The sequence below is a fragment of the Rhodobacter capsulatus SB 1003 genome (assembly GCF_000021865.1).
Lineage (GTDB): Bacteria > Pseudomonadota > Alphaproteobacteria > Rhodobacterales > Rhodobacteraceae > Rhodobacter > Rhodobacter capsulatus_B.
Window position 1 is genome coordinate 2,950,746 of sequence record NC_014034.1, and the last position, 23,886, is coordinate 2,974,631.

Sequence of the window (23,886 nt, forward strand, 5' to 3'; positions counted from 1 at the left end):
GGTGAATTTGCCGTCAGGCAAAGAGGGGGCAGCTCCCCCTGCCCCGGCTGAGGGAGGCGGAACTGGAAACCTTGAAGACCCGCCTGATCGAAGAGGCCCGCGCGATCGGCTTTGCGAAAGCGCGGATCACCCGGCCCGACGCCTGTCCGGACCTGCCCGACCGGCTGTCGGCCTTTGTCGCGGCCGGGTATCACGGGCAGATGTCCTGGATGGCCGAGCGGATGGAGTGGCGGGGCAATCCGGCCGCGCTTTGGCCCGAGGCACGTTCGGTGATCCTGCTCGCCGAAAGCTACACGCCCGAGGTTGACCCGCGCGAAGCCACGCGGCAGCCCGGGCACGGCGCGATTTCGGTCTATGCGCAGGGCAAGGATTACCACGATCTGGTGAAGCGGCGGCTGAAGCGGCTGGGGCGCTGGTTGATCGAGAATTCGCCTTGCGAGATCAAGGTCTTCGTCGATACCGCCCCGGTGATGGAAAAGCCGCTTTCGCAGGCCGCGGGGCTGGGTTGGCAGGGCAAGCACACCAATCTTCTGGCGCGCGATCTGGGCAATTGGGTGTTTCTGGGCGCGATTTTCACCACGCTGGATCTGCCGCCCGATGCGCCCGAGATCAGCCATTGCGGCAGCTGCACCGCCTGTCTGGACGCCTGCCCGACCGAGGCTTTTGTCGCGCCTTATCAGATGGATGCGCGGCGCTGCATTTCCTATCTGACGATCGAGCACCGCGGCCCGGTCGATCCCGAGCTGCGCCCGGGGCTGGGCAACCGGATCTATGGCTGCGACGATTGTCTGGCCGCCTGCCCCTGGAACAAATTCGCCGCCACCGCGCGCGACATCGGTTACGCGGCAAAACAGGGCACGCCCGCGCTGACCGAGATCCTGGCGCTTGACGACGCCGCCTTTCGCGCGCGGTTTGCGGGCAGCCCCGTCAAGCGCATCGGCCGCGACCGGATGATCCGCAACGCGCTTTATGCGCTGGGAAATTCCGGGCGCCGGGATCTGGCCGCGGCCGCCCGCCCGCATCTGGACGACCCCGATCCCGCCGTGGCCGAGGCCGCCGCCTGGGCGCTGGCGCGGCTCGGCCTTTGACCCTTTCCTTCGGCCCGCAAAGGCGTAAGCTGGCCGCATGTCTGCCCCCCTTGCCGCGGTCGGCCCGCCCCCCAACCCGGTGACCGGGATCACCCTGAAGATCCTGTCCGTTCTGGTCTTCATCGCCATGTCGACGGTGATCAAGGTTCTGGCCCCGCATGTCCCGCCGGGCGAGACTGTCTTCTTCCGCTCGCTTTTCGCCATTCCGGTCATTCTGGCCTGGCTTTTGTGGCGGCGCGAGCTTTCGGTCGGGCTGAAGGTGCGCCAACCGATGGGCCATGTCTGGCGCGGCGTCGCAGGCACCTCGGCGATGGGGCTGGGCTTTGCGGGGCTCGCCTTTCTGCCCCTGCCCGAGGTCACGGCCCTGGGCTATGCCGCGCCGCTTCTGACCGTGATCTTCGCCGCGATGTTTCTGGGCGAGGAGGTCCGGGCCTTTCGGCTGAGCGCCGTCACGCTTGGTCTGATCGGCGTTCTGATCGTGCTTTGGCCGCGGCTGGGCAGCTTCGAGAGCGGCAATCCGACCGCCACGCTTGGCGCGATGCTGGTGATCATGGGGGCGACATTCGCCGCGCTGGCCCAGGTCTTCATCCGCAAGATGGTCGCGACCGAGCGCACCTCGGCCATCGTGTTCTGGTTTTCCGTCACCTCGACCGGGCTGTCGCTGATCTCATTGCCCTTCGGCTGGGTCGTCCCCACGCCCTATGAGGCCACGCTTTTGATTTCCTGCGGGATTCTGGGCGGGATCGGGCAGATCCTGCTGACCTCCTCCTATCGCTTTGCCGATGCCTCGATCGTGGCGCCGTTCGAATATGTCTCGATGCTGTTTGCCCTGGGCATCGGCTACTGGATGTTTGCCGAAGTGCCGACGGTCTGGATGCTGGGGGGCGCGGGGCTGATCATCGCCGCGGGGGTGATGATCATCTGGCGCGAGCGGCGGCTGGGGCTGGAACGGCAGCGCGCGCGCAAGGCGGTGACGCCGCAGGGCTGACCGAAGCGCGAGATTCCGCCCGACCATGATCCTGAGCAAAGACAGGGCGGTGATTCTGTGCTAGTCTTCCCTCAGATGAAGCGAAGGAGGCAACCATGACCCGTTCCATCATCGATCACGCCGAACAAGCGGCCGAAGGCACGCGGATGCGGCAATTCCTCGACATCGACCGGCGTAGCGGCATGCATCCGGCTGTGGATGCGCTGGTGCGGCGCCCGGCGGAACGCTCGGAAGCTAAGGTCCGGGAGTTCCTGCGCATCGATCGCGAGGAAGCCCGGAGGGACGAGTGAACCGGACCCCCTGAAACCCGGGGGCCGCAACGGTGACGGGCATGTCTCCGGCGTGCCACCGTAGCGGCGGGATGAAAAAGACCAAGGCGGGCCGTGCGCAGACGGCCCCGCCTTGGTCTTTTCGGGGGCGCATTCTCTGAAAGCGCCTGACTTGGCCGCGGCCGGTGACGCGGCCATGCGAGACATCTGCAGTCACCACCGCCGGGGACCAAAGTCCCCGGCCAGCGCCCGCCCCGCCCATAGCGGGCGCTTCTCGCCCGCCGGGGCAGGCGCCGGCCTCTGTTGCGCGCGGGGCAGACGGTCTTGGCGCAAGCGGTGTCCGAACGGGCGGGGAAAGGCGATGCCTTTCCTGTTCCGCCCGAACCGAGGGGGCAGGTTCAGGCCCGCACCAGCTTTTCGTAGCTTTCCGCCACGTCGCGGGTCAGCGCGCCGACTTCGAAGTTGAAATCGCCGATCTGCCCCACCGGGGTCACCTCGGCCGCGGTGCCGGTCAGCCAGCACTGCTCGAAGCCCGCCAGTTCCACCGGCTCGATGTGGCGCTCATGCACGGTGATGCCCTTGCCCTTCAGCATCTCGATCACCGTCTGCCGGGTCAGACCGTTCAGGAAGCAATCCGGCAGCGGCGTGTGCACTTCGCCGTTCTTCACGAAGAACACGTTCGCGCCGGTCGCCTCGGCCACATAGCCGCGGTAATCCATCATCAGCGCATCCGAGCAGCCCTTGGCCTCGGCGGCGTGTTTCGACATCGTGCAGATCATGTAAAGACCGGCGGCCTTGGCGGCGGACGGAATGGTCTTCGGATCGGGGCGGCGCCATTTCGAGATGTCGAGCTTGGCGCCCTTCATCTTCGCATCGCCGTAATAGTTGCCCCATTCCCAACCGGCGATCGCCAGCCGCACCGGGTTCCGACGCGCCGAGACCCCCATGTCATCGCCCGCGCCGCGCCAGGCGATGGCGCGCACATAGGCGTCCTTCCAGCCGTTCGCTTCCAGCATCGCATATTTCGCCGCCTCGATCTCCTGCACCGAATAGGGGATCTCGAAATCCAGCAGCTCGGCCGAGCGGCGCAGCCGCATCGAATGCTCCACCCCCTTGAAGATCTTGCCATTGTAGCAGCGCTCGCCCTCGAAGACGGAGGAGGCGTAATGCAGCGCATGGGTCAGGATATGGACCTTGGCATCGCGCCATTCGACCAGTTTCCCGTCCATCCAGATCTTGCCGTCACGATCGTCGTAAGCCCCGGCCATCACGCCCTCCTTGGCTGCTTCGTTTTCACAAGTTGCGCCATCTAGGTCCGTCTCGGACATAATATTGCGCAAAATCTGCGCTTCGGTAACAATTGATTCTTGGAAAGTCAACAAGGCTGACATAAAGTCGCGCAAAAGCGAGGATCACATGGCCGATACCGGAGCCCCCGGGGGCGAAACGCTCCTGTTTCTGACCGACGAACAGCTGCGCAAGGGCATCGAGGCGATGTTCTTTGCCTATCGCGGCTTCACCGCCGATCCGGACCGGATCCTGGATCAGCACGATTATGGCCGGGCGCATCACCGCGCCATCCACTTCATCAACCGCGAGCCGGGGCTGACGGTGACGACGCTGATCTCGGTGCTGGGGGTGACGAAGCAAAGCCTGAACCGGGTCCTGCGCACGCTCATTGACGATGGTCTGGTCGAAAGCCGCGTCGGGCGGCGCGACAAGCGCGAGCGGCATCTGCACCTGACCGAAAAGGGCGCGGTGCTGGAACGCGAATTGTCCGAGGCGCAACGGGTGCGGATGCGCGCCGCCTATCGCGCGGCGGGGCCGCAGGCGGTGGCGGGCTTCCGGCAGGTGCTGGAGGCGATGATGGATCCGGCGATGCGGCGCCATTACCAGATGCTGAAGGATGCCGAATGATGTCGGCCTCGCCCCCGCATCTTCTGATCGTCGATGACGACGAACGGATTCGTGGTCTTCTGCAGAAGTTCCTGATCCGCAACGGCTTTCTGGTCACGGCCGGGCGGGATGCGGCGCATGCCCGCCGCCTGCTCTCGGGGCTCGAATTCAACCTGATCGTGCTTGACGTGATGATGCCGGGCGAGGACGGGCTGTCGCTCACCCGCGATCTGCGCACGAAGATGGCGACGCCGATCCTGCTTCTGACCGCGCGCGGCGAAACCCGCGAGCGGATCGAGGGGCTCGAGGCCGGGGCCGATGACTACCTGCCCAAACCGTTCGAGCCGAAGGAACTTCTGCTGCGCATCAACGCGATCTTGCGGCGCGTGCCCGAGGCGGTGACGGCGGGGCCGAAATATCTGTCGCTTGGTCCGCTGCGCTATGATCTCGACCGCGGCGAGCTGAGCCAGGGCGATCAGCCGGTGCGACTCACCGCGACCGAGGCCGCGCTGATGCGAATCTTCGCCGCCCATGCGGGCGAGGTGATCGGGCGCACCGAGCTGATCGAGGAGCTGGGCCGGGACCGTTCCGCCAGCGCCGAGGAGGCCGCGGGCGACCGCGCCGTCGATGTGCAGATCACCCGTCTGCGCCGCAAGATCGAGCCCGACCCGCGCGAACCGCGCTACCTGCAGACGGTGCGCGGACTTGGCTACATGCTTGCACCCGATTGAGGCCTGCAAGCGCCTGCCCCAGCGACAAAAAAGCGCGAATCGGGCCGAGCCGCGGCTTTTCGCCTCACCCTCTTGTGAATGTATGCTGGACTGCGGGTTTCCCGGACGCTAAACGGGCACTGTCCGGCCGCATTCTGTGTGGCCCGCAAAGGCGCATCGACTTGAATTTCAAGTTCGGGGAAGGGAGAAGACACGTGTCCCACGCAGAAGACAACGCAGGCACTCGGAGGGATTTCCTCTATCATGCCACCGCCGCCACCGGGGTGGTGGTGACCGGCGCGGCCGTCTGGCCGTTGATCAACCAAATGAACGCTTCGGCCGACGTCAAGGCGATGGCATCGATCTTCGTCGATGTCTCGGCGGTCGAGGTGGGCACCCAGCTGACCGTGAAATGGCGCGGCAAGCCGGTGTTCATCCGGCGTCGCGACGAAAAGGACATCGAGCTGGCCCGCTCGGTGCCGCTTGGGGCGCTGCGCGACACCTCGGCGGAGAACGCGAACAAGCCGGGCGCCGAGGCGACCGACGAAAACCGCACGCTTCCGGCCTTTGACGGCACCAACACCGGCGAGTGGCTGGTGATGCTTGGCGTGTGCACCCACCTCGGCTGCGTGCCGATGGGCGACAAGTCGGGTGATTTCGGCGGCTGGTTCTGCCCCTGCCACGGCTCGCACTACGATTCGGCGGGCCGCATCCGCAAGGGTCCCGCGCCGCGCAACCTCGACATTCCGGTCGCGGCCTTCGTCGACGAAACCACGATCAAGCTGGGCTGAGGGGAAAGACACATGTCCGGAATTCCGCACGACCATTACGAGCCCAAGACGGGCATCGAGAAGTGGCTGCACGACCGCCTGCCGATCGTCGGCCTTGTCTATGACACCATCATGATCCCGACGCCGAAGAACCTGAACTGGTGGTGGATCTGGGGGATCGTCCTTGCCTTCACGCTGGTGCTGCAGATCGTCACCGGCATCGTGCTGGCGATGCACTACACGCCGCATGTCGACCTGGCCTTCGCCTCGGTCGAGCACATCATGCGCGACGTGAACGGTGGCTGGGCGATGCGCTACATCCACGCCAACGGCGCCTCGCTTTTCTTCCTGGCCGTCTACATCCACATCTTCCGCGGTCTCTACTACGGCTCCTACAAGGCCCCGCGCGAGATCACCTGGATCGTCGGCATGGTCATCTATCTGCTGATGATGGGCACCGCCTTCATGGGCTACGTGCTGCCGTGGGGCCAGATGTCGTTCTGGGGCGCCACCGTGATCACCGGCCTGTTTGGCGCGATCCCGGGCATCGGGCCGAGCATCCAGGCCTGGCTGCTGGGCGGGCCGGCCGTCGACAACGCGACGCTGAACCGCTTCTTCTCGCTGCACTATCTGCTGCCCTTCGTGATCGCGGCGCTGGTCGCCATCCACATCTGGGCCTTCCACACCACCGGCAACAACAACCCGACCGGGGTTGAAGTCCGCCGCACCTCGAAAGCCGATGCCGAAAAGGACACCCTGCCCTTCTGGCCGTATTTCGTGATCAAGGACCTGTTCGCGCTGGCCCTCGTGCTGCTCGGCTTCTTCGCCGTCGTCGCCTACATGCCGAACTACCTCGGCCACCCGGACAACTACGTCCAGGCCAACCCGCTCTCGACCCCGGCGCATATCGTTCCGGAATGGTACTTCCTGCCGTTCTACGCGATCCTGCGCGCCTTTGCCGCCGACGTCTGGGTGGTGATCCTGGTCGATGGCCTGACCTTCGGCATCGTCGATGCGAAGTTCTTCGGCGTGATCGCGATGTTCGGCGCCATCGCCGTGATGGCTCTGGCTCCGTGGCTCGACACCTCCAAGGTCCGTTCGGGCGCCTATCGTCCGAAGTTCCGGATGTGGTTCTGGTTCCTCGTGCTCGACTTCGTGGTGCTGACCTGGGTGGGCGCGATGCCGACCGAGTATCCCTATGACTGGATCTCGCTCATCGCTTCGACCTACTGGTTCGCCTACTTCCTCGTGATCCTGCCGCTTCTGGGCGCGACCGAGAAACCGGAACCGATCCCGGCCTCGATCGAGGAAGACTTCAACAGCCACTACGGCAATCCGGCCGAGTGAGGAAAGGAACCGACATCATGAAAAAACTTCTGATCTCTGCGGTTTCGGCCCTGGTGCTCGGCTCTGGCGCGGCCTTTGCGAACTCCAACGTTCCGGATCACGCCTTCAGCTTCGAAGGGATCTTCGGCAAGTACGATCAGGCGCAGCTGCGCCGCGGCTTCCAGGTCTACAACGAAGTCTGCTCGGCCTGCCACGGCATGAAGTTCGTGCCGATCCGCACGCTGGCCGATGACGGCGGCCCGCAGCTCGACCCGACCTTCGTGCGGGAATATGCGGCCGGCCTCGACACGATCATCGACAAGGACTCGGGCGAAGAGCGCGACCGCAAGGAAACCGACATGTTCCCGACCCGCGTCGGCGACGGCATGGGCCCGGACCTGTCGGTGATGGCGAAGGCGCGGGCGGGCTTCTCGGGCCCGGCCGGTTCCGGCATGAACCAGCTCTTCAAGGGCATGGGCGGTCCGGAATACATCTACAACTACGTCATCGGTTTCGAAGAAAACCCGGAATGCGCCCCGGAAGGGATCGATGGCTACTACTACAACAAGACCTTCCAGATCGGCGGCGTGCCGGACACCTGCAAGGACGCCGCGGGCGTGAAGATCACCCACGGCAGCTGGGCGCGCATGCCCCCGCCGCTGGTGGATGATCAGGTCACCTACGAGGACGGCACCCCGGCCACCGTCGATCAGATGGCCCAGGACGTCTCGGCCTTCCTGATGTGGGCCGCGGAACCGAAACTGGTGGCGCGCAAGCAGATGGGTCTGGTCGCGATGGTCATGCTCGGCCTGCTGAGCGTGATGCTTTACCTGACCAACAAGCGTCTTTGGGCGCCCTACAAGGGCCACAAGGCCTGAGAGACGCCGGACAGCTGAAACGGAAACGCGCCCCACGGGGCGCGTTTTGCTTTTCCGCAACGGGAGAGACGACAGGCCGCCGGGGGGGACCCTGGGGGGCTGGGGGGGGCCCTGCCCGCTCAGCCGCGGGCGCCGTAACGGGCGAGAAACATCTCGATCGCGCCCTCGATCACCCGGTCGCGGCGCGCGGGCGGATAATCCGAGGTCACGCCACACAGGAAGCCGTGATAGGCATCGACCTTGCACAGCTCGGCGAACTGATCGGCGGCCAGATCGAAATCCTCGATCACCAGATCGCCCCGCGCCACCGCCGTCCGCAGATATTCGACCATGCGCGCGCGCACCAGAAGCGGCCCCGAGGCATAGAACTGCTGGCCAAGCGCCGGAAAGCGGTCGGTCTCGGCCATGCACAGCCGATAGGTCTGCAGCCCCAGCGGCGAGGTGATGTAATCGATCAGCTTGTGGCCCGCATAGCGCAGCACCTCGCGCACCGGCCTGTCGCCCGCATTGATGAATTCCAGCGCTTCATCGGCCTGGCGCTGGCATTCGCCCGTCGCGATCGCCATGAACAGCAGCCGCTTGTCCGGGAAATAGCTGTAGAGTGTCGCCTTGGACACCCCCGCCTCGCGCGCGATGTCATCGACCGAAGCGCCCTCGAACCCGTCGCGCAGAAACACTTTCCGCGCGCCGTCAAGGACCTGGTCGAACTTGCGTCCCTTCTTGATACCGACTTGAACCTGCGTCATGACAAGCCCGCCTCCACGGGCGTCTTACCTTAGACCCTGGCCGGACCACGGGCAAGCCGCGCCGCTGCGCCGCCCGGTTGCGACGGCGGCGCCATCCGGCCCTTGCCCCCGCGCCCGGGCACGCTAGACTGAGGCCATGTTCAAATTCCTGACGGGCCTTCTGGCCGATCCGCATCCGAAGCCGCTGACCGCGGATGACGCCGACCTTGCGCTGGCGGCGCTTCTTGTGCGGCTCGCACGCGCGGATGACCGCTATGACGAGGACGAGCGTTTCCACATCGATCAGGTGCTTTGCGCACGTTCCGGCCTGTCGCAGGCCGAGGCGGCCGAGCTGCGCGCCCGCGCCGAGGCGCTGGAAGCCGAGGCCCCCGACACCGTGCGCTTCACCCGCGCGCTGAAGGACAAGATCGCCTATGAAGACCGCATCGGCGTGATCGAGGCGCTGTGGCAGGTGGCGCTGGCCGATGACGCGCGCAACCCCGAGGAAGACGCGCTGATCCGCCTCGCCGCCCGGTTGCTGGGCGTGTCCGACCGCGATTCGGGTCTGGCGCGGCAAAGGGTAGCGGCCGGGCTTTGCTGACCCGGGGCATTGCCCGATCTTGCGGCATCTGCCCGGGCTTTTGGCGGCTTCCCCGGCGACAGACGCAAGTCGCCCGTTGCATTTGCCCCCGAAATCGCGCCAACTTGACCGACCGGACAAAGAGAAGCCGCAAAGTGACCAACAGCCCGACTGCCCCGATCCAAGCCGCGCCCGTCATCGAAATCAGGGACCTGCACAAGAGCTACGGCGCCCTTGAAGTGCTCAAGGGCGTGTCGATCCGTGCCGAACGCGGCACGGTCGTGTCGCTGATCGGCTCTTCGGGCTCCGGCAAATCGACGCTTTTGCGCTGCTGCAACCTGCTCGAGGACAGCCAGTCCGGCGAGGTGATCTTTTCGGGCGAGGCGGTGACCTGGACCGGCACCGGCCTTGCGCGCCGCCCCGCCGACCGGGCGCAGGTAACGCGGTTTCGCACCAACCTGTCGATGGTGTTCCAGCAGTTCAACCTCTGGAGCCACATGACGATCCTGCAAAATGTCATGGAAGCGCCGGTGACGGTTCTGGGCCGCAAACCGGCCGAAGTCGAACCGCTCGCCCGCAGCCTTCTGGCCAAGGTCGGCATCGGCGACAAAGCCGACGCCTGGCCCGCGCAGCTCTCGGGCGGCCAGCAGCAACGCGCCGCCATCGCCCGCGCGCTCTGCATGCAGCCGCAGGCGCTTTTGTTCGACGAGCCGACCTCGGCGCTCGATCCCGAATTGCAGCAGGAAGTGGTCAGGGTGATCAAGGATCTGGCCGCCGAACATCGCACGATGATCCTTGTGACGCATGACATGCGGCTTGCGGCCGATGTCTCCGATCATGTCGTTTTCCTGCATCAGGGCCGGATCGAGGAAGAGGGCCCGCCCGAGACCCTGTTTGGCGCGCCGAAATCGGAACGTCTGAAGCAATTCCTGTCGGCGACGCTGCCGGCGTAAGAAGAACAACAAGACCCCAACCGTGGAGAGAGCCATGAAGAAGCTGATCCTGACCGTCGCCGCGCTGGCGCTGAGCGCAGGCACCGCCCTTGCGGGCGATGTCGTGCGCATGGGCACCGAGGGCGCCTATCCTCCCTACAACTTCATCAACGACAAGGGCGAGGTGGACGGGTTCGAACGCGAACTGGGCGACACGCTTTGCGCCAAGGCCGCGCTGAAATGCGAGTGGGTGACGAATGAATGGGACAGCATCATCCCGAACCTGCTCTCGGGCAACTATGACACGATCATCGCGGGCATGAGCATCACCGACGAGCGCAAGCAGACGATCGATTTCAGCGACAATTACAACCCGCCCGCCGCCTCGGCCTATGTGGCGACCAAGGCGGATGCCGATCTCAAGGGCGTCGTCGCGGCGCAGGTGGGCACGATCCAGGCCGATTACGTGGCGAAATCGGGCGCGACGCTTCTGGAATTCCCGACGCTCGATGACACCATTGCCGCGGTGAAGAACGGCGAGGCCGATGCGGTCTTTGCCGACAAGGACGCGCTCAAGCCCTTCGTCACCGAGGGCGGCGAGATCATGTGGACCGGGTCCGACGTGCCGCTGGGCGGCGGCATCGGCATCGGCCTGCGCAAGTCGGACACCGAGCTGAAGGCGAAGTTCAACACCGCCATCGCCGCGATGAAAGCCGACGGCTCGCTGAATGCGATGATCAAGAAGTGGTTCGGCGACGACGCGCCGGTGTTCTGAGAAAGAGCCTCCGGCGGGCGTATTGGACCGAGGAGAGCCCCGGGTTTCTTCTTGGTGCAAATACGCCCCCGCCGGAGGCGCCCCTGACCCATGTTCGACATCTGCGCCGATCCGAAATCCCTCGAGGGCCTGGCCTGGGCTCTGTGCTACCTGACCACGGGCAAGCATCTGCTGTTTTATGGCTCGTTCTTCGTGGTTCTGGCGCTGATGCTGATCGTGGCGCCGATCGCGCTGGCTTTCGGCTTTGGCGGCGCGATTGCGGCGCGCTCCTCCGTGCTGCCGCTGCGCCTGTTCGGCAAGGCCTATACGGCGATGGTGCGCGGCGTGCCCGACATCGTGTTTTTCCTGTTCGTGCCCGTGGCGATGGACCAGGGGCTGGAATATCTGCGCCATCTCTGGGCCTGCCCGCCCTCTGACGGTCCGGTCTGGTCGAACGGCGAATTCGCCGTCTGCGCCGCGGCAAAGCTGCCGCTCTCGACCGCGCCGCAGATCTGGCACGAGATCTACGGCTTCGGCCTGGCCGTGATTGCCTTTTCCATCGTCTTCGGCGCCTTTGCCGCCAATGTGCTTTACGGCGCGATGAATGCGGTGCCAAAGGCACAGCTGGAAACCGCCGAGGCCTATGGCATGACCACCGCGCAGGTGCGGTCCCGCATCCTGATCCCGCAGATGTGGACCTATGCGCTGCCCGGCCTGTCCAACCTCTGGATGATCCTGATCAAGGCGACGCCGCTTCTGTTCCTGCTCGGCGTCGAGGACATCGTCTATTGGGCGCGGGAACTTGGCGCCACGAAATCGGCCCTTTACGACTATCCGCATGGCGACTGGCGCGTCTGGTATGTGCTGGCGCTGCTTGTCTATTACCTGGGCATGACCAAGGTTTCGGAACGCGTGCTGGACCGGGTGACCAACCGTCTGTCCAAGGGACAGGCGACGATGGCGGGCGAAGCGCAACGGAAGGCCGCGGCATGAGCGACAGCTGCACGCAGATCATCGCGGATTACGCCTTCCGCTCGCTGGGCTATGGCAAGCGCGTGCTGCCGCGCAGTGACTTCACGCTCTGCCATGAATTCACCCTGATCGGCTCGGGGCTGATCTGGAACGTCTATTTCGGCACGCTGGCGCTGTTTTTCGGCTTCTTCGCCGCCACGGCGCTGGCGCTGGCCAAGGCCTCGCCCCGGGGCTGGCTGCGCCGCCCGGCCGAGGCCTTCATCTTCGTCTTCCGCGGCTCGCCGCTTTTCATCCAGTTCTTCCTGGCCTACGAGATCCTGGTGCAGCTGCCGAAAGCGGGGATCACGCTGGGCGGGCTGATCATCCCGACCGACTGGACCACCTCGGCCTGGGCGGGGGCGCTTCTGGTTCTGTTTCTCAACACCTCCGCCTATTCGGCCGAGATCTTCCACGGCGCGCTGATGGCAGTGCCCAAGGGCGACATCGAGGCCGCCGATGCCTATGGCCTGACCGGCTGGCAGAAGTTCCGCCGCATTCTCTGGCCCACGACCTTGCGCCTGGCCTGGCCCGCCTATACCAACGAGGCGATCTTTCTGTTTCACGCGACGACGATCGTCTTCTTCTCCGGCTTTCCGGCGTATCAGCAGCGCGGCGACGCGCTTTATTACGCCAAGTTCTTCGCGGACAAGACTTTCAACCCATTCATCCCCTACCCGATTGCCGCCTTCTACTTCATTCTGGTCACGTTGACGCTGATCGGGTTGTTCGGGATGATCAACCGCCGTCTGAACCGGCATCTTCCGGGGCAATCCCGCCCCAAGCTGAGGATCAGACCGCAAATCATCAGGTGAGGACATGGACTGGCTGAAGGAGCATCCCGAGGTGCGCACCATTCGCGTGGCTGCGGCGGACCTCAACGGGGTGGCAAGGGGTAAGCGCATACCCGCACGTTTCGCAAGCAAGGTTTTTTCCGAGGGAACACGGTTTCCGTTCTCGGTGATGAACCTCGACATCTGGGGCGAGGACATCGAGGAAAGTCCGCTGGTGTTTGAAACCGGCGACTGCGATGGCCTGTTGCGCCCGACCGAGAGGGGCTTCATGCCGATGCCCTGGCTCGAGGCACCGACGGCGCTTCTGCCGATCTGGATGTTTCACATGGATGGCCGCCCCTATTCGGGCGATCCACGGCAGGCGCTGGCGCGGGTCAAGGACCGCTACACCGAAAAGGGCCTGACGCCCGTGGTGGCGACGGAACTTGAATTCTTCCTGATCGACGACAGCGGCACGAAGCTGCGCGTGCCGCCCTCGCCCCGTTCCGGCAAGCGCCGCACCGGGGGGGAAATCCTGTCGCTGCGGGCGCTTGACGCCTTTGACGGCTTCTTCACCGCGCTTTACGAGGCCTGCGAGGTGATGGACATTCCCGCAGATACGGCGATTTCCGAGGCCGGCCCGGGGCAGTTCGAGATCAACCTGATGCATCAGGCCGATCCGCTGAAGGCCGCCGATGACACCTGGCTGTTCAAGATGCTGGTCAAGGGTCTGGCGCGGCAGCACGGCTTTGCCGCCTCGTTCATGGCGAAACCCTATGATCTGTGGTCGGGCAACGGGATGCACACGCATTTCTCGATCCTCGATCAGAACGGCGAGAACATCTTCAACGATGGCACCGAAAAGGGCTCGGATGCGCTGCGGTCCGCGGTGGCGGGCTGTCTGGCGGCGCTGCCGGGATCGACGCTGATCTTTGCGCCGCATCAGAACAGCTACACCCGGCTGGTGCCCAATGCCCATGCGCCCACGGGCATCGGCTGGGCCTATGAGAACCGCACCGCGGCCTTGCGGATCCCGTCTTCGGGGCCCGCGGCGCGGCGGATCGAGCATCGGGTGGCGGGGGGCGACGTGAACCCCTATCTGATGATCGCGGCGATCCTTGGTGCGGCGCTGGTCGGGCTTGAAGACAAGATGGTCCCCGACGAGCCGATCGTCGGCAATGCCTATGCGCAATATCTGCCGCAGCTGCCCGCAACGTGGAACCTCGCGATCAACCAGTTCGACAGCTGCCCGCTGATCAAGCGCATCTTCGAAGAAGAGCTGATCGAGAACTTCCTGATGACCAAGCGTCAGGAGATCCACTACATGGCGGAACTGTCCGAAGAAGAGCAGACCGAGCTTTACCTCGACACCGTCTGAGAAAGGCCGGGGGGCGCAAGCCCCCCGGACCCCCTGCGCGTATTTCGACCAAGAAGAAGGCAGGCGCCTTGCTTTTTGATCAAATATCCGAGGGGGCACCCAAGGGGCCGACGGCCCCCCTTGCCCGGGTCGCGCCGCAGGGCTACGCTTGGGCCACCCAATCACGAGACCTTCATGCGTATCGGCATCTTGCAGACCGGCCAATCCCCCGACGTGTTGCGGGGGGAGGCGGGCGATTATCCCGACATGTTCGTGGCGCTGTTGCGCGACCACGGGCTGACGTTTCAGACTTTCAACGTCGAGGCGATGGACTTTCCCGCCTCGGTGCAGGACTGCGAGGGCTGGCTGATCACCGGCTCGCGGCATGGTGCCTATGAAAGCCATCCGTTCATCGCGCCGCTGGAGGCGTTCATCCGCCAGGCGATCGCGGAAAAGGTGCCGATGGTGGGCATCTGCTTTGGCCATCAGATCATCGCCCAGGCGATGGGCGGCAAGGTCGAGCGGTTCCCCGGCGGCTGGGCCGTCGGCCCGCAGACCTATGATTTCGGCGGCGATCCGGTGGTGCTGAACGCCTGGCACCGCGATCAGGTGACCGCGCGCCCCGAGGGCGCGCAGGTCATCGCCTGCAACGACTTTTGCGAGAATGCCGCGCTGGTTTACGGCGACAGCGCCCTGACGATCCAGGCGCATCCGGAATTCCGCGACGCCTTTGTCGAGGGGCTGATGGCGACGCGCGGCCCGGGTCTTGTCCCCGATCCGCTGATGGCCGAGGCCCGCGCAAAAATGGCCGCGGGCAAGGGCACCGATTCCGCCCGCATCGCCGAGCGCATCGCCGCCTTCTTCCGCGCGAAGCGGGGCTGATCATGGTCCCCGCGCCGCAGCCCTGCCCCTCTCCCTTCACCGCCCCCGCGGCGATGGAGGGGCGGCGCGCGGCGGCGGCGCATCGCAAGCCGATCCTGACCGGCTGTGCCGATCCCGAATTCTTTTCCGAAGGCGTGCCGCTGGCCCGGCTGATGCCCGACCCCGAGGCGTGACTGTCCGACTTCCCGCAAACACATTGGAAAGCGAAAGACATGTCACGCAAATCTCCGGACTGGACCGCCCTTATCCCGAAAGCCGCCCGCGACTACATCGCCGGGCGCCGCCTTGACGAGGTGGAATGCATCGTCGCCGATATCGCGGGTGTTGCCCGCGGCAAGGCCATGCCCGCCTCGAAATTCGCCTATCAGGACCGCTTCTACCTGCCGAATTCGATCTTTCTGCAGACGATCACCGGCGAATGGGCCGACAATCCGATGGGCGCCTTTACCGAGCCCGACATGGTGCTGACGCCCGACTGGTCCACCACCTCGGCCGCGCCCTGGACCGCCGACATCACGCTGCAGGTGATCCACGATGTCTTCGACCAGCAGGGCAACCCGATGCCGGTGGCGCCCAGAAACGTGCTCAAGCGCGTCGTCGCGCTTTACGAGGCCGAGGGGCTGAAGCCGATCGTCGCCCCCGAGATGGAATTCTTCCTGGTGGCGCGCAACCTTGACCCGAACCAGCCGATCATCCCGCCGATGGGGCGGTCCGGGCGGCGGGCGGCGGCGAAACAGGCCTATTCGATGAGCGCCGTCGACGAATACGGACCCGTCATCGACGACATCTACGATTTCGCCGAGGCGCAGGGCTTCGAGATCGACGGCATCCTGCAGGAAGGCGGCGCGGGGCAAGTGGAGATCAACCTCGCCCATGGCGATCCGGTCGCGCTCGCCGATCAGATCTTCTACTTCAAGCGGCTGATCCGCGAGGCGGCTTTGCGCCACGATTGCTTTGCCACCTTCATGGCGAAGCCGATCGAGGGCGAACCGGGGTCTGCCATGCACATCCACCAGTCGGTGATCGATGCGAAGACCGGGCGGAACATCTTTTCCAACCCTGACGGCGGCGAAAGCGAGGCGTTTTTGCATTTCATCGCCGGGATGCAGACGCATCTGCCCGCGGTAGTGGCGCTGCTTGCGCCTTACGTGAACAGCTATCGCCGCTACGTTCCGGATTTCGCCGCGCCGATCAACATCGAATGGGGCCGCGACAACCGCACCACGGGGCTGCGGGTGCCGATCTCGGATCCGTCGGGGCGGCGGCTGGAAAACCGGCTCGCGGGGATGGATTGCAACCCCTATCTCGGCCTCGCCGCCTCGATGGTTTGCGGCTATCTGGGGCTGAAAGAGAAAAAGATGCCGCGGCCGGAATGTCAGGGCGACGCCTATATGGGCGAGACCGACCTGCCCTTCAATCTGGGCGATGCGCTGGATCTGTTTTCCGACAGCGGCCCGGTGCGCGAGGCTTTGGGGATCGAGTTCTGCACGGTCTACGAGGCGGTCAAGCGCAACGAATACAAGGAGTTCCTGCAGGTCATCAGCCCGTGGGAACGTGAACACCTGCTCTTGAACGTGTGACGCATGGATCTGTTGCATGTGAATGATCGGGCGGGGGAATACCCCGCCAGCTTCTACGCATCCACCCGTGACCCCGCACCCGAGCGCCCCGCGCTTCGGGGCGAGCTCCGCGCCGATGTCTGCGTGGTGGGGGGCGGCTATACGGGCTTGTCGGCCGCCCTGCATCTGGCGCGGGCGGGGCGCAAGGTCGTCGTGCTGGAAGCACACCGGGCGGGCTTTGGCGCCTCTGGCCGCAACGGCGGGCAGATCGGCTCGGGGCAGCGGCTGGATGTCGGCACGCTGGAAAAGCTGGTGGGCCGGGAAAGGACGCGCAGGCTGTGGGACATGGCCGAGGAGGCCAAGGCCCTGACTTATGCCCTGGCCGATCAGGCGGGCGTGCCCACGCGGCGCGGCGTCGCCCATCTGGGCCGCAAGCGCGCCGAAGTCGCCTGGCTGCAGGAGGAGGCCGCGCATCTGGCCGCCCATTACGGCTATGACCGGATCGAGGTGCTCGACAAGGCCGCGGCGCAGGCGCTTGTCCCCTCGCCCGTCTACACGGGCGGCGATCTCGATCACGGCGCGGGCCATGTGCATCCGTTGAACCTCTGTCTGGGTCTGGCGCGTCTGGCCGAGGCGGCGGGCGCGGTGATTCACGAACGCTCCGCGGTGACCCGGATCACCCACGGGCCGCGCGCCGGGGACACCAGCCGGATCGAGACCGCCGCGGGCCATGTGATCGCCGATCATGTCGTGCTGGGGGCGAATGGCTATCTGGACCGGCTGGAGCCGCAGATCGCCGCGCGGGTGATGCCGATCAACAATTACATCGTCGCGACCGAGCCTTTGGGCGATCGTGTGCGCGAGGTGCTGACCCGCGACATCGCCGCCCATGATCTGAAATTCGTGGTCAATTACTGGCGCCTGCACGAAGACCGGCTGATCTTCGGCGGCGGCGAGACGGTCAGTTATCGCTTCCCCGCCGATATCGCCGCCAAGGTGCGCAAGCCCTTGGAAGAGGTCTATCCGCAGCTGAAAGGCGTGAAATTCACCCATGCCTGGGGCGGCACGCTGGCGATCACCGTGAACCGGATGCCCTGCTTTCGCCGTCCGGCGCCGAATTGCCTGTCGGCCTCGGGCTATTCCGGGCACGGGGTGGCGCTGGCGATCCATGCGGGCAAGCTGATGGCCGAGGCGATCACCGCGACGGGCGACGGTTTCGACGTGATGGCCAGCCTGCCGCAACCCACCTTTCCGGGCGGGGTGGCGCTGCGGTTTCCGCTGCTTCTGGCCGGGATGACCTGGTTTTCGCTGCGCGACCGGCTGGGCCTCTAGGCGGCGCTTGGCCGCGTCGCGAAACTTTCACTTGGCGGGCGCGGGGCACGGGTCTAAAGCGTTTCTGAATGTCACATTCAGGAAAGCTGAACATGCCCCGCGACGGTCAGACCCCTCCGAATTGCTATGATGCCGAACCGATCCCCGAGGCCGCCCGCGCCGAGATCGAGCGGCTGCTCGCCACCGGGGATCTGTTTCGCTACACCTCGGACAATGCGCCGGTCGCAAAACTGGAGGCCGAATTCGCCGAATTGATGGGGGTGCGTTACGCGGTCTGCGTCGCGTCGTGCTCGGCGGCGCTGTTCCTGTCGCTGAAAGCTTTGGACCTGCCGCGCGGCGCGCGCGTGCTGGTGCCCGCCTTCACCTTTGCCGCCGTGCCCTCGGCGATCGTGCATGCCGATTGCGAGCCGGTGCTGGTCGAGGTGGGCTCGAATTTCCGCATCGATCTGGACGACTTCCGCGCCAAATTCGACGACACGATCGCGGCGGTGATGATCAGCCACATGCGCGGCCACACCTCGGACATGGATGTGATCCTGGAGCTGGCCAATGCGAAAGGCGTGCCGGTGATCGAGGATGCGGCGCATTCCTTGGGCACGCTCTGGCACGGGCGCAAGATCGGCACGATCGGCAAGATCGGCTGTTTCAGCTTTCAAAGCTACAAGATGGTGAACGCGGGCGAAGGCGGCGTGCTGGTGACGGATGACCCGGAACTGGCGGCGCGGGCGATCATCATGTCGGGCGCCTATGAGCAGAACTGGAAGAAGCACCCGGGGTTGCAGAACAGCTTCGTGCATTGGCAAAACAAGCTGCCGCTTTACAACACGCGGATGCAGAACCTCTCGGCCGCGGTGATCCGCCCGCAGCTGCCCGAGGTGGATCGGCGCGTCGCCGCCGGGCTGGCGAACCATGATTATGTGGCGGAAAAGCTGAACCAAAGCCCCTGGCTTGACGTGCCGCCGCCGCTGGCGCCCGAGACCCGCGCGCCCGACAGCCTGCAGTTCAATCTGGTGGGTGACTGGACCGATGCCGAGGCGATCCGGCTGCAGGACGAGGCGAAAGCCCGCGGCGTTTCCGTGCAGGTCTTCGGGCTTTCGCCGGACAATGCCCGCGCCTTCTGGAACTGGCAGTTCCTGGGCGAACAGCCCGATCTGCCGAAGACCCGGGCGATGCTGATGCGCGCCTGCGACACCCGCCTGCCCGCGCGGCTGACCCGGCCCGAGCTGGATTTCATCGCCTCCGCCATCGTCGAGGCGGCCGCGGCGGTCAAAGGCTGACACCGCGCCGCCCCGGTTCGGCGGGGGAAAGAGCGTATTTGGGCCAAGAAAAAACCCCGGGGCTTTTTCTTGGGAAAAATACGCTGGGGGGTATGGGGGGCAAACCCCCCCGCCTCACATCCCCAGCCGCGCGATCTCGATTTTCGGGCAGCGGTCCATCACCACAAGCTTGCCCGCCGCCCGCGCCCGCGCCGCCGCCTCGGGGTGGATCACGCCGAGCTGCAGCCAGAGCACCCGCGCCTCGGGGCGGTGCGCCAGCATCTGATCGACCACCCCGGGCACGGCCTCGGGGGCGCGAAAGACATCGACCATGTCGATCACGATCTCTTTCGGGATCGCCGCCAGATCGGCATGGACCGTCTCGCCCAGCGCCACCTGCCCGGCCAGCCCCGGATTGACCGGGATCACCCGGTAGCCGCGCGCCTGCAAAAACGCCGCCACCGCATGCGCGGGGCGGTCGGGATTGGCGGAAAAGCCCAAAAGGGCGATCGTGCGGGTCGCGGTCAGGATCTCGCGCAGCTCGGCATCCGTCATCGGGCCTCCGGTCAGAAAAAGCGCCCGGACCACTTGGGCACCGGGCGCGAAAGTGCGGAACGAGGGACAGTGACAGTCAACGCGGAGGTTCCGGATCCGCGTCTCACCACTGAGACATAGGAATGTGAAAGCCGCGTTAAAGGGTCGCAGCCAAAGATTCCCGAAAAATCGCCCTTTCGTGATCTTGGCCGCCCTCTGTCGGCGGCCCCCGTCAGCCCTTCGTGCGGGCGCTGGTCGCGGCATAAAGCGCCACCGCCGCCGCATTCGACACGTTGAGCGAGCCGAAAGCCCCGGCAAAGGGGATCCGCACCAGATGATCGCAGGTGGCGCGGGTTTTCTCGCGCAGGCCCGGGCCCTCGGCACCCAGAACGATGGCCACGGGCCGCGTGCCCACCTCGGCCAGCCCCTCGGCAAGCGTCATCTCCGCCTCGCCCGCCAGACCGATCAGCACATAGCCCATGTCGCGCAGCGCGCCCATCGCCTCGGAGAGGTTGGTGACGCGCAGATAGGGCTGGCGTTCCAGCGCCCCCGAGGCGGTCTTGGCCAGGGCCCCGGTTTCGGGCGCGGAATGGCGCGCGGGCGCGACCACGGCGCGGGCCCCGAAGACCTCGGCCGAGCGCAGGATCGCGCCGACGTTATGCGGATCGGTGACGCGGTCGAGCATCACGACGAGGGGCAGCCCCGCGCCGGTCAGCGCCACATCGGCAAGCTTGCCCCAGTCGAGCGGCTTCACCTCCAAAGCCGCGCCCTGATGCACCTGATCGGGGCCAAGCGGCACATGCGCGTCGAACTTGCGCGGATCGACGATCTCGGGCGCGAGCCCGCCCGCCGCGATCGCCTCGGCCAGCTTGTCGGCGGCGTTCTTCGTCAGCACGAGGCGCAGCTTCACCCGGGCCGGGTTCATCAGCGCGTCGCGCACGGCATGCAGACCGAAAAGCCAGAGCGTTTCCGCCGCCGCCGCCCGCTTGGCGCGTTCCTTGTCGATCACCCAATCCGGTTTCTTCATCTTGCACCTCTCATGCGATCTCTGTGCGCTGCGGGGCAGGCTTTGGCAAGAGGGCGCAAAATGCTGCTTGACGCCCCCCGCCCCCTTCGTTACATCGCCCCACGTCGGGTGACGAGCTGCAAGGTGCGGCAGCGGACTGTAACTCCGCCGGGGAGACCCACGCCTGGTTCGATTCCAGGGTCACCCACCACTTCCCAAAGTGGTGAGGATACCGACAGGCCCGCTTGTGCCGGGCGCAAATCCCGCTACTGTGACGCCATTGATTGCAGCAGGCGCGAGCAAATGCAGCCGGATTACACTGTTTTCTTCATCGTTCAGGCCGGGCGGCTCGAATATGAGGCGCTGATCTTCGTGGCCTCGTTCCGCGAGGCGAACCCCGATTTCAAGGGCCGTCTGATCGCCGCCGAACCGACCGGGGCGAAATGGTCCACGCCCGTCGCGATCTCGGATCCGGTGCGCCGCTTCCTGCGCGATCATGGCGTCGAGATCCTGCCCTTCGAGAACCGCCATTTCGGCGAAAGCTACCCGCATGGCAACAAGATCGAGGCGATGGCCGCCCTGCCCGCGGGGCCCTTTGTCTTTTTCGACACCGACACGCTGTTTCTGGGCCCGCTGTCGCAGGTGGCCTTCGAGTTCGACCGCCCCTCGGCCTCGATGCGGCGCGAGGGCACCTGGCCCGAGCCGCAGCTTTACGGCGCCGATTACACCACGATCTGGAAAAGCCTGTACGACAAGTTCGGGCTCGATTTCGACAGTTCGCTGGACGAGAGCCAGTATGAAAACTACTGGCAAAGGTATCTGTATTTCAACGCGGGCTGGTTCTTTGGCGCCGATGCCCAGGCCTTCGGCAAGCGCTTCCTGCATTACGCCCATGCGATCCGCTGGGACACGCCCGACGCGCTGGCCAGCCAGTCGCTTGATCCCTGGCTCGATCAGGTGGCGCTGCCGCTCGTCATCCACAGTTTCGGCGGCGGCCGGCCCGGGCCCGGGCTGGCGGGGCTGGATGGCGATGTGACCTGCCATTACCGCGCCCTGCCGCTGCTTTATGCGCGCGAGTCGGATGCGGTGGTGGCGCGGCTCGAGGCGATCTGCGCGCCGCAGCCGGTGAAGCGGATCTTGCGGCTGCACGAACCGGCCCGGAAGCTGATCTACCAGCGCAAGGGGTTGAAGCTGCGCGCGAAAATCGACCGCAACGCGCTGCCGCGGCGGGAATCGATGCTGCGCAACGCGATCAAGCGCGAGAAGCTCTGGCTGCGCTGAGCCTGCTCCATAGTGACGCACGGCGGGTTTCCCTGACTTGCCGGATCGCCACGACGGCGCGACCCTCGCCCCGAGACGCTCGTATACGGTGACACGCGCATCCGTCCGGGGCCTTGCCGACCGGCTTCGGCATCCTGCGGATCCGGGGCGCTCGCGGACTTTGAAGCGCCAGGGGTCATTGCCGGATTCGGATCATCGCCCGGGCGTCAACCATTGCGACCATGCTCAGGGGAAACAGATGCCAGCAACTTTCATCACGACGGATTCCATCGGCGCAGGATACCAGTTCACCTTTTCCGCAAATGACGAGCAGCTGACCGTTCTGGCGGGCGCGACCCTCGGCTCGACGACAACCTCGGCGATCCAGGCAACTTTCGCCACCGGCCTGAGCCTGTCGATCCTCGGCACGGTCTTTGGCGCACGCGGTCTGTATCTTTACGGAGAGGCGACAACGGTGTCGATCGCCACGGGGGGCATGCTGCACACTTCGCAGCAGAACCCGATGGAGATTGGCGTTTACCTCGCCGGGACCGGATCAAGCCTGAGCAATGCCGGAACCATTTCCGCCCCGATGACCATTGGCGTGCTGTCTGCGGGCCACAACATGATCGTGAACACCGGGCGGATCGACGCGGCTTCCGCGGTGTTCATGAACCTGTTTTCGGGCACCGGCGACAGGCTTGTCAACTCGGGCACGATCACGGCCAACAGCGCCTCGGACGGGTCGATGGACAATCGCTACAACAACGCCGTCTTCAACGAGGGCGGCAATGGCCGGATCACCAACCTGGCCGGGGGCGAGATGACCGCAATGTCCAGCGAGGGCGCCGGGGTGCGGCTGGGGGCCTATGGCGGCGGAACCGTGGTGCAGAATTTCGGCCAGATCACCTCGGCGCAGGATTGCGGCATCAACCTGGAAATGGTGAATGCCGGGCAGGCGCTGATCCGGGTGATGAATTACGGCACGATCACCGGCGGCGAGGCGGCCTTTCTGGGCAGCCAGAACGCCGATCTGCTGCTGAACTGCGGGCGGCTTGTCGGCGATGTGACAATGGGCCTGGGGGCTGACACCCTGCGCAATGTCGGCGGCACCATCGACGGGGCGGTGCAGATGGGCGACGGGGCCGATCTGCTGATCAATTCGGGCGGGCGGATCCTTGGCGATGTCGTTCTGGGCGCGGGGGCCGATCGCTACGACGGGCGCAGCGGCGCGCTGGATGGCAGCGTCGATGGCGGCGCTGATGACGACACCTTCATCGGCAATACCCTGGCGGCCGAGACTTTCAACGGCGGCGCGGGGCTCGATCTGCTCGACTTCCGTTTCGGCGCCGCGGTCACGGTGGCGCTGGACGGCACCTTCGCCAATGACGGCGCGGCGCTGGGCGACAGCTACATCGGCTTCGAGAACATCCTCGGATCGCAGCGCGGCGACGTGATCCGCGGCTCGGCGGGCGACAACAGCCTTGCCGGGCTGGGCGGCGCCGACCGGCTCGACGGCGCGGCGGGCAATGACGCCTTCACCGGCGGCGCGGGCGCCGACACGCTGACCGGCGGGCTGGGCAACGACCTTTTCCGCTTCACCGCGCTTGGCGATTGCGGCGACGTGATCACCGATTTCGGCGCCGTCACCGGCAACAACGACTCGTTCCGGATCGTGGCCTCGGCCTTTGGCGGCGGGCTTGCGACCGGCACCCTGGCCGGGTCGGCCTTCCTTGCCCGCAACGACAACCTGGCGCAGGACGCCAGCGACCGCTTCATCTTCCGCACCACCGACACGACGCTGTGGTTCGATGCCGACGGGTCGGGCGCGGGCGCGGCGGTGCTGGTGGCCGATCTGCAGGCGGGCGCGGCCCTGACTGCCGCCGATATCGTGCTGATCTGACCGGCAATATCTTCGACGGCACCACATCTTCGAAGCTGAATGTGTTTGAAGGGGCACGGGCGGGCGGCTAGGCTCGCCCGCGACCATTCAGGGAGACCCC

25 protein-coding genes and 1 tRNA gene are annotated in these 23,886 nt (G+C 65.6%); 22 read left to right on the top strand and 4 right to left on the bottom strand.

The window, feature by feature from the left end; translation table 11 throughout:
• The first annotated feature begins 71 nt into the window (after positions 1-71).
• From queG to RCAP_RS13690, 3 genes are all read left to right on the top strand, one after another.
• Complete coding sequence (gene queG, locus RCAP_RS13680) at positions 72-1,088, top strand: tRNA epoxyqueuosine(34) reductase QueG (RefSeq protein ID WP_013068469.1); 1,017 nt, start codon at positions 72-74, stop codon at positions 1,086-1,088.
• Between the two features lie 37 nt (positions 1,089-1,125).
• Positions 1,126-2,076 (top strand): DMT family transporter, encoded by a 951-nt coding sequence (locus RCAP_RS13685; protein ID WP_013068470.1) that lies wholly within the window; start codon positions 1,126-1,128, stop codon positions 2,074-2,076.
• A gap of 95 nt (positions 2,077-2,171) precedes the next feature.
• Positions 2,172-2,366: a hypothetical protein gene (locus tag RCAP_RS13690; RefSeq protein ID WP_013068471.1), complete on the top strand. Its 195-nt coding sequence runs from the start codon at positions 2,172-2,174 to the stop codon at positions 2,364-2,366.
• Between the two features lie 377 nt (positions 2,367-2,743).
• Here RCAP_RS13690 and RCAP_RS13695 read toward each other — a convergent pair whose 3' ends face one another.
• Entirely contained in the window at positions 2,744-3,613 is an 870-nt protein-coding gene (locus RCAP_RS13695) for a branched-chain amino acid aminotransferase (RefSeq protein WP_013068472.1), read from the bottom strand.
• A gap of 148 nt (positions 3,614-3,761) precedes the next feature.
• Here RCAP_RS13695 and RCAP_RS13700 point away from each other — a divergent pair, with 148 nt between their 5' ends.
• The 5 genes from RCAP_RS13700 (at position 3,762) to RCAP_RS13720 (ending at position 7,925) form a co-directional block, all read left to right on the top strand.
• The gene (locus tag RCAP_RS13700; protein WP_013068473.1) at positions 3,762-4,262 is read left to right on the top strand and encodes a MarR family transcriptional regulator; all 501 of its coding nucleotides are present in this window, start codon (positions 3,762-3,764) and stop codon (positions 4,260-4,262) included.
• Positions 4,262-4,972, top strand: a complete 711-nt coding sequence (locus tag RCAP_RS13705; protein ID WP_031321486.1) for a response regulator — start codon at positions 4,262-4,264, stop codon at positions 4,970-4,972. The genes RCAP_RS13700 and RCAP_RS13705 overlap by 1 nt, the downstream gene beginning before the upstream one ends.
• A gap of 194 nt (positions 4,973-5,166) precedes the next feature.
• On the top strand, positions 5,167-5,742 hold the full coding sequence (petA, locus tag RCAP_RS13710; RefSeq protein ID WP_013068475.1) for a ubiquinol-cytochrome c reductase iron-sulfur subunit: 576 nt from the start codon (positions 5,167-5,169) through the stop codon (positions 5,740-5,742).
• Positions 5,743-5,754: 12 nt separating this feature from the next.
• A complete protein-coding gene (gene petB / locus RCAP_RS13715; RefSeq protein ID WP_013068476.1) occupies positions 5,755-7,068 on the top strand; it encodes a proton-pumping cytochrome bc1 complex subunit PetB in 1,314 nt (437 codons plus the stop codon).
• 17 nt (positions 7,069-7,085) lie between these two features.
• Positions 7,086-7,925 (top strand): cytochrome c1, encoded by an 840-nt coding sequence (locus tag RCAP_RS13720; protein WP_013068477.1) that lies wholly within the window; start codon positions 7,086-7,088, stop codon positions 7,923-7,925.
• 119 nt (positions 7,926-8,044) lie between these two features.
• Here RCAP_RS13720 and RCAP_RS13725 read toward each other — a convergent pair whose 3' ends face one another.
• On the bottom strand, positions 8,045-8,671 hold the full coding sequence (locus RCAP_RS13725) for a TetR/AcrR family transcriptional regulator (RefSeq protein ID WP_013068478.1): 627 nt from the start codon (positions 8,669-8,671) through the stop codon (positions 8,045-8,047).
• Between the two features lie 136 nt (positions 8,672-8,807).
• Between RCAP_RS13725 and RCAP_RS13730 the strand changes: the two genes are divergently transcribed.
• From RCAP_RS13730 to RCAP_RS13775, 11 genes are all read left to right on the top strand, one after another.
• Positions 8,808-9,251 carry a tellurite resistance TerB family protein gene (locus RCAP_RS13730; protein ID WP_013068479.1) on the top strand — a complete coding sequence of 148 codons (444 nt, stop codon included), beginning with the start codon at positions 8,808-8,810 and terminating at the stop codon, positions 9,249-9,251.
• Between the two features lie 134 nt (positions 9,252-9,385).
• The gene (locus RCAP_RS13735; RefSeq protein ID WP_013068480.1) at positions 9,386-10,183 is read left to right on the top strand and encodes an ABC transporter ATP-binding protein; all 798 of its coding nucleotides are present in this window, start codon (positions 9,386-9,388) and stop codon (positions 10,181-10,183) included.
• A gap of 34 nt (positions 10,184-10,217) precedes the next feature.
• The gene (locus RCAP_RS13740) at positions 10,218-10,937 is read left to right on the top strand and encodes a transporter substrate-binding domain-containing protein (protein ID WP_013068481.1); all 720 of its coding nucleotides are present in this window, start codon (positions 10,218-10,220) and stop codon (positions 10,935-10,937) included.
• A 90-nt stretch (positions 10,938-11,027) separates the two neighbouring features.
• On the top strand, positions 11,028-11,909 hold the full coding sequence (locus RCAP_RS13745) for an ABC transporter permease (RefSeq protein ID WP_013068482.1): 882 nt from the start codon (positions 11,028-11,030) through the stop codon (positions 11,907-11,909).
• On the top strand, positions 11,906-12,739 hold the full coding sequence (locus RCAP_RS13750; protein ID WP_013068483.1) for an ABC transporter permease: 834 nt from the start codon (positions 11,906-11,908) through the stop codon (positions 12,737-12,739). Before RCAP_RS13745 ends, RCAP_RS13750 begins: the two co-directional genes overlap by 4 nt.
• A 4-nt stretch (positions 12,740-12,743) precedes the next feature.
• Positions 12,744-14,075: a glutamine synthetase family protein gene (locus tag RCAP_RS13755; protein WP_013068484.1), complete on the top strand. Its 1,332-nt coding sequence runs from the start codon at positions 12,744-12,746 to the stop codon at positions 14,073-14,075.
• 174 nt (positions 14,076-14,249) lie between these two features.
• Complete coding sequence (locus RCAP_RS13760; RefSeq protein ID WP_013068485.1) at positions 14,250-14,936, top strand: type 1 glutamine amidotransferase; 687 nt, start codon at positions 14,250-14,252, stop codon at positions 14,934-14,936.
• Between the two features lie 2 nt (positions 14,937-14,938).
• Positions 14,939-15,109: a hypothetical protein gene (locus RCAP_RS19665; protein WP_013068486.1), complete on the top strand. Its 171-nt coding sequence runs from the start codon at positions 14,939-14,941 to the stop codon at positions 15,107-15,109.
• 39 nt (positions 15,110-15,148) lie between these two features.
• Positions 15,149-16,516, top strand: coding sequence for a glutamine synthetase family protein (locus RCAP_RS13765; RefSeq protein ID WP_013068487.1), 1,368 nt, complete (start codon positions 15,149-15,151; stop codon positions 16,514-16,516).
• Between the two features lie 3 nt (positions 16,517-16,519).
• Positions 16,520-17,827 carry an NAD(P)/FAD-dependent oxidoreductase gene (locus RCAP_RS13770; protein ID WP_013068488.1) on the top strand — a complete coding sequence of 436 codons (1,308 nt, stop codon included), beginning with the start codon at positions 16,520-16,522 and terminating at the stop codon, positions 17,825-17,827.
• Between the two features lie 92 nt (positions 17,828-17,919).
• The gene (locus RCAP_RS13775) at positions 17,920-19,104 is read left to right on the top strand and encodes a DegT/DnrJ/EryC1/StrS family aminotransferase (protein WP_013068489.1); all 1,185 of its coding nucleotides are present in this window, start codon (positions 17,920-17,922) and stop codon (positions 19,102-19,104) included.
• A gap of 114 nt (positions 19,105-19,218) precedes the next feature.
• Here the strand turns inward: RCAP_RS13775 and RCAP_RS13780 are convergent, their stop codons facing one another.
• Together RCAP_RS13780 and rlmB are read right to left on the bottom strand one after the other, a co-directional pair.
• Positions 19,219-19,638, bottom strand: coding sequence for a CoA-binding protein (locus RCAP_RS13780; protein ID WP_013068490.1), 420 nt, complete (start codon positions 19,636-19,638; stop codon positions 19,219-19,221).
• Positions 19,639-19,849: 211 nt separating this feature from the next.
• A complete protein-coding gene (gene rlmB, locus RCAP_RS13785) occupies positions 19,850-20,644 on the bottom strand; it encodes a 23S rRNA (guanosine(2251)-2'-O)-methyltransferase RlmB (protein ID WP_013068491.1) in 795 nt (264 codons plus the stop codon).
• A 106-nt stretch (positions 20,645-20,750) separates the two neighbouring features.
• On the opposite strand from rlmB, the gene RCAP_RS19375 reads away from it, so the two are divergent.
• The 3 genes from RCAP_RS19375 to RCAP_RS13795 all read left to right on the top strand — a co-directional run bounded on the left by RCAP_RS19375 (position 20,751) and on the right by RCAP_RS13795 (position 23,786).
• A tRNA-Tyr gene (locus RCAP_RS19375) sits at positions 20,751-20,834 on the top strand.
• Positions 20,835-20,926: 92 nt separating this feature from the next.
• Positions 20,927-21,904: a hypothetical protein gene (locus tag RCAP_RS13790; RefSeq protein WP_013068492.1), complete on the top strand. Its 978-nt coding sequence runs from the start codon at positions 20,927-20,929 to the stop codon at positions 21,902-21,904.
• 238 nt (positions 21,905-22,142) lie between these two features.
• Positions 22,143-23,786: a calcium-binding protein gene (locus tag RCAP_RS13795; protein ID WP_013068493.1), complete on the top strand. Its 1,644-nt coding sequence runs from the start codon at positions 22,143-22,145 to the stop codon at positions 23,784-23,786.
• Positions 23,787-23,886: the final 100 nt, after the last annotated feature.

Coding starts and splice junctions, on each gene's coding strand:
- RCAP_RS13685 (WP_013068470.1), top strand. CDS start 1,126: ATGTCTGCCCCCCTTGCCGCGGTCGGCCCGCCCCCCAACCCGGTGACC.
- RCAP_RS13690 (WP_013068471.1), top strand. CDS start 2,172: ATGACCCGTTCCATCATCGATCACGCCGAACAAGCGGCCGAAGGCACG.
- RCAP_RS13695 (WP_013068472.1), bottom strand. CDS start 3,613: ATGGCCGGGGCTTACGACGATCGTGACGGCAAGATCTGGATGGACGGG.
- RCAP_RS13700 (WP_013068473.1), top strand. CDS start 3,762: ATGGCCGATACCGGAGCCCCCGGGGGCGAAACGCTCCTGTTTCTGACC.
- RCAP_RS13705 (WP_031321486.1), top strand. CDS start 4,262: ATGTCGGCCTCGCCCCCGCATCTTCTGATCGTCGATGACGACGAACGG.
- petB (WP_013068476.1), top strand. CDS start 5,755: ATGTCCGGAATTCCGCACGACCATTACGAGCCCAAGACGGGCATCGAG.
- RCAP_RS13720 (WP_013068477.1), top strand. CDS start 7,086: ATGAAAAAACTTCTGATCTCTGCGGTTTCGGCCCTGGTGCTCGGCTCT.
- RCAP_RS13725 (WP_013068478.1), bottom strand. CDS start 8,671: ATGACGCAGGTTCAAGTCGGTATCAAGAAGGGACGCAAGTTCGACCAG.
- RCAP_RS13730 (WP_013068479.1), top strand. CDS start 8,808: ATGTTCAAATTCCTGACGGGCCTTCTGGCCGATCCGCATCCGAAGCCG.
- RCAP_RS13740 (WP_013068481.1), top strand. CDS start 10,218: ATGAAGAAGCTGATCCTGACCGTCGCCGCGCTGGCGCTGAGCGCAGGC.
- RCAP_RS13745 (WP_013068482.1), top strand. CDS start 11,028: ATGTTCGACATCTGCGCCGATCCGAAATCCCTCGAGGGCCTGGCCTGG.
- RCAP_RS13750 (WP_013068483.1), top strand. CDS start 11,906: ATGAGCGACAGCTGCACGCAGATCATCGCGGATTACGCCTTCCGCTCG.
- RCAP_RS13755 (WP_013068484.1), top strand. CDS start 12,744: ATGGACTGGCTGAAGGAGCATCCCGAGGTGCGCACCATTCGCGTGGCT.
- RCAP_RS13760 (WP_013068485.1), top strand. CDS start 14,250: ATGCGTATCGGCATCTTGCAGACCGGCCAATCCCCCGACGTGTTGCGG.
- RCAP_RS19665 (WP_013068486.1), top strand. CDS start 14,939: ATGGTCCCCGCGCCGCAGCCCTGCCCCTCTCCCTTCACCGCCCCCGCG.
- RCAP_RS13765 (WP_013068487.1), top strand. CDS start 15,149: ATGTCACGCAAATCTCCGGACTGGACCGCCCTTATCCCGAAAGCCGCC.
- RCAP_RS13770 (WP_013068488.1), top strand. CDS start 16,520: ATGGATCTGTTGCATGTGAATGATCGGGCGGGGGAATACCCCGCCAGC.
- RCAP_RS13775 (WP_013068489.1), top strand. CDS start 17,920: ATGCCCCGCGACGGTCAGACCCCTCCGAATTGCTATGATGCCGAACCG.
- RCAP_RS13780 (WP_013068490.1), bottom strand. CDS start 19,638: ATGACGGATGCCGAGCTGCGCGAGATCCTGACCGCGACCCGCACGATC.
- rlmB (WP_013068491.1), bottom strand. CDS start 20,644: ATGAAGAAACCGGATTGGGTGATCGACAAGGAACGCGCCAAGCGGGCG.
- RCAP_RS13790 (WP_013068492.1), top strand. CDS start 20,927: ATGCAGCCGGATTACACTGTTTTCTTCATCGTTCAGGCCGGGCGGCTC.
- RCAP_RS13795 (WP_013068493.1), top strand. CDS start 22,143: ATGCCAGCAACTTTCATCACGACGGATTCCATCGGCGCAGGATACCAG.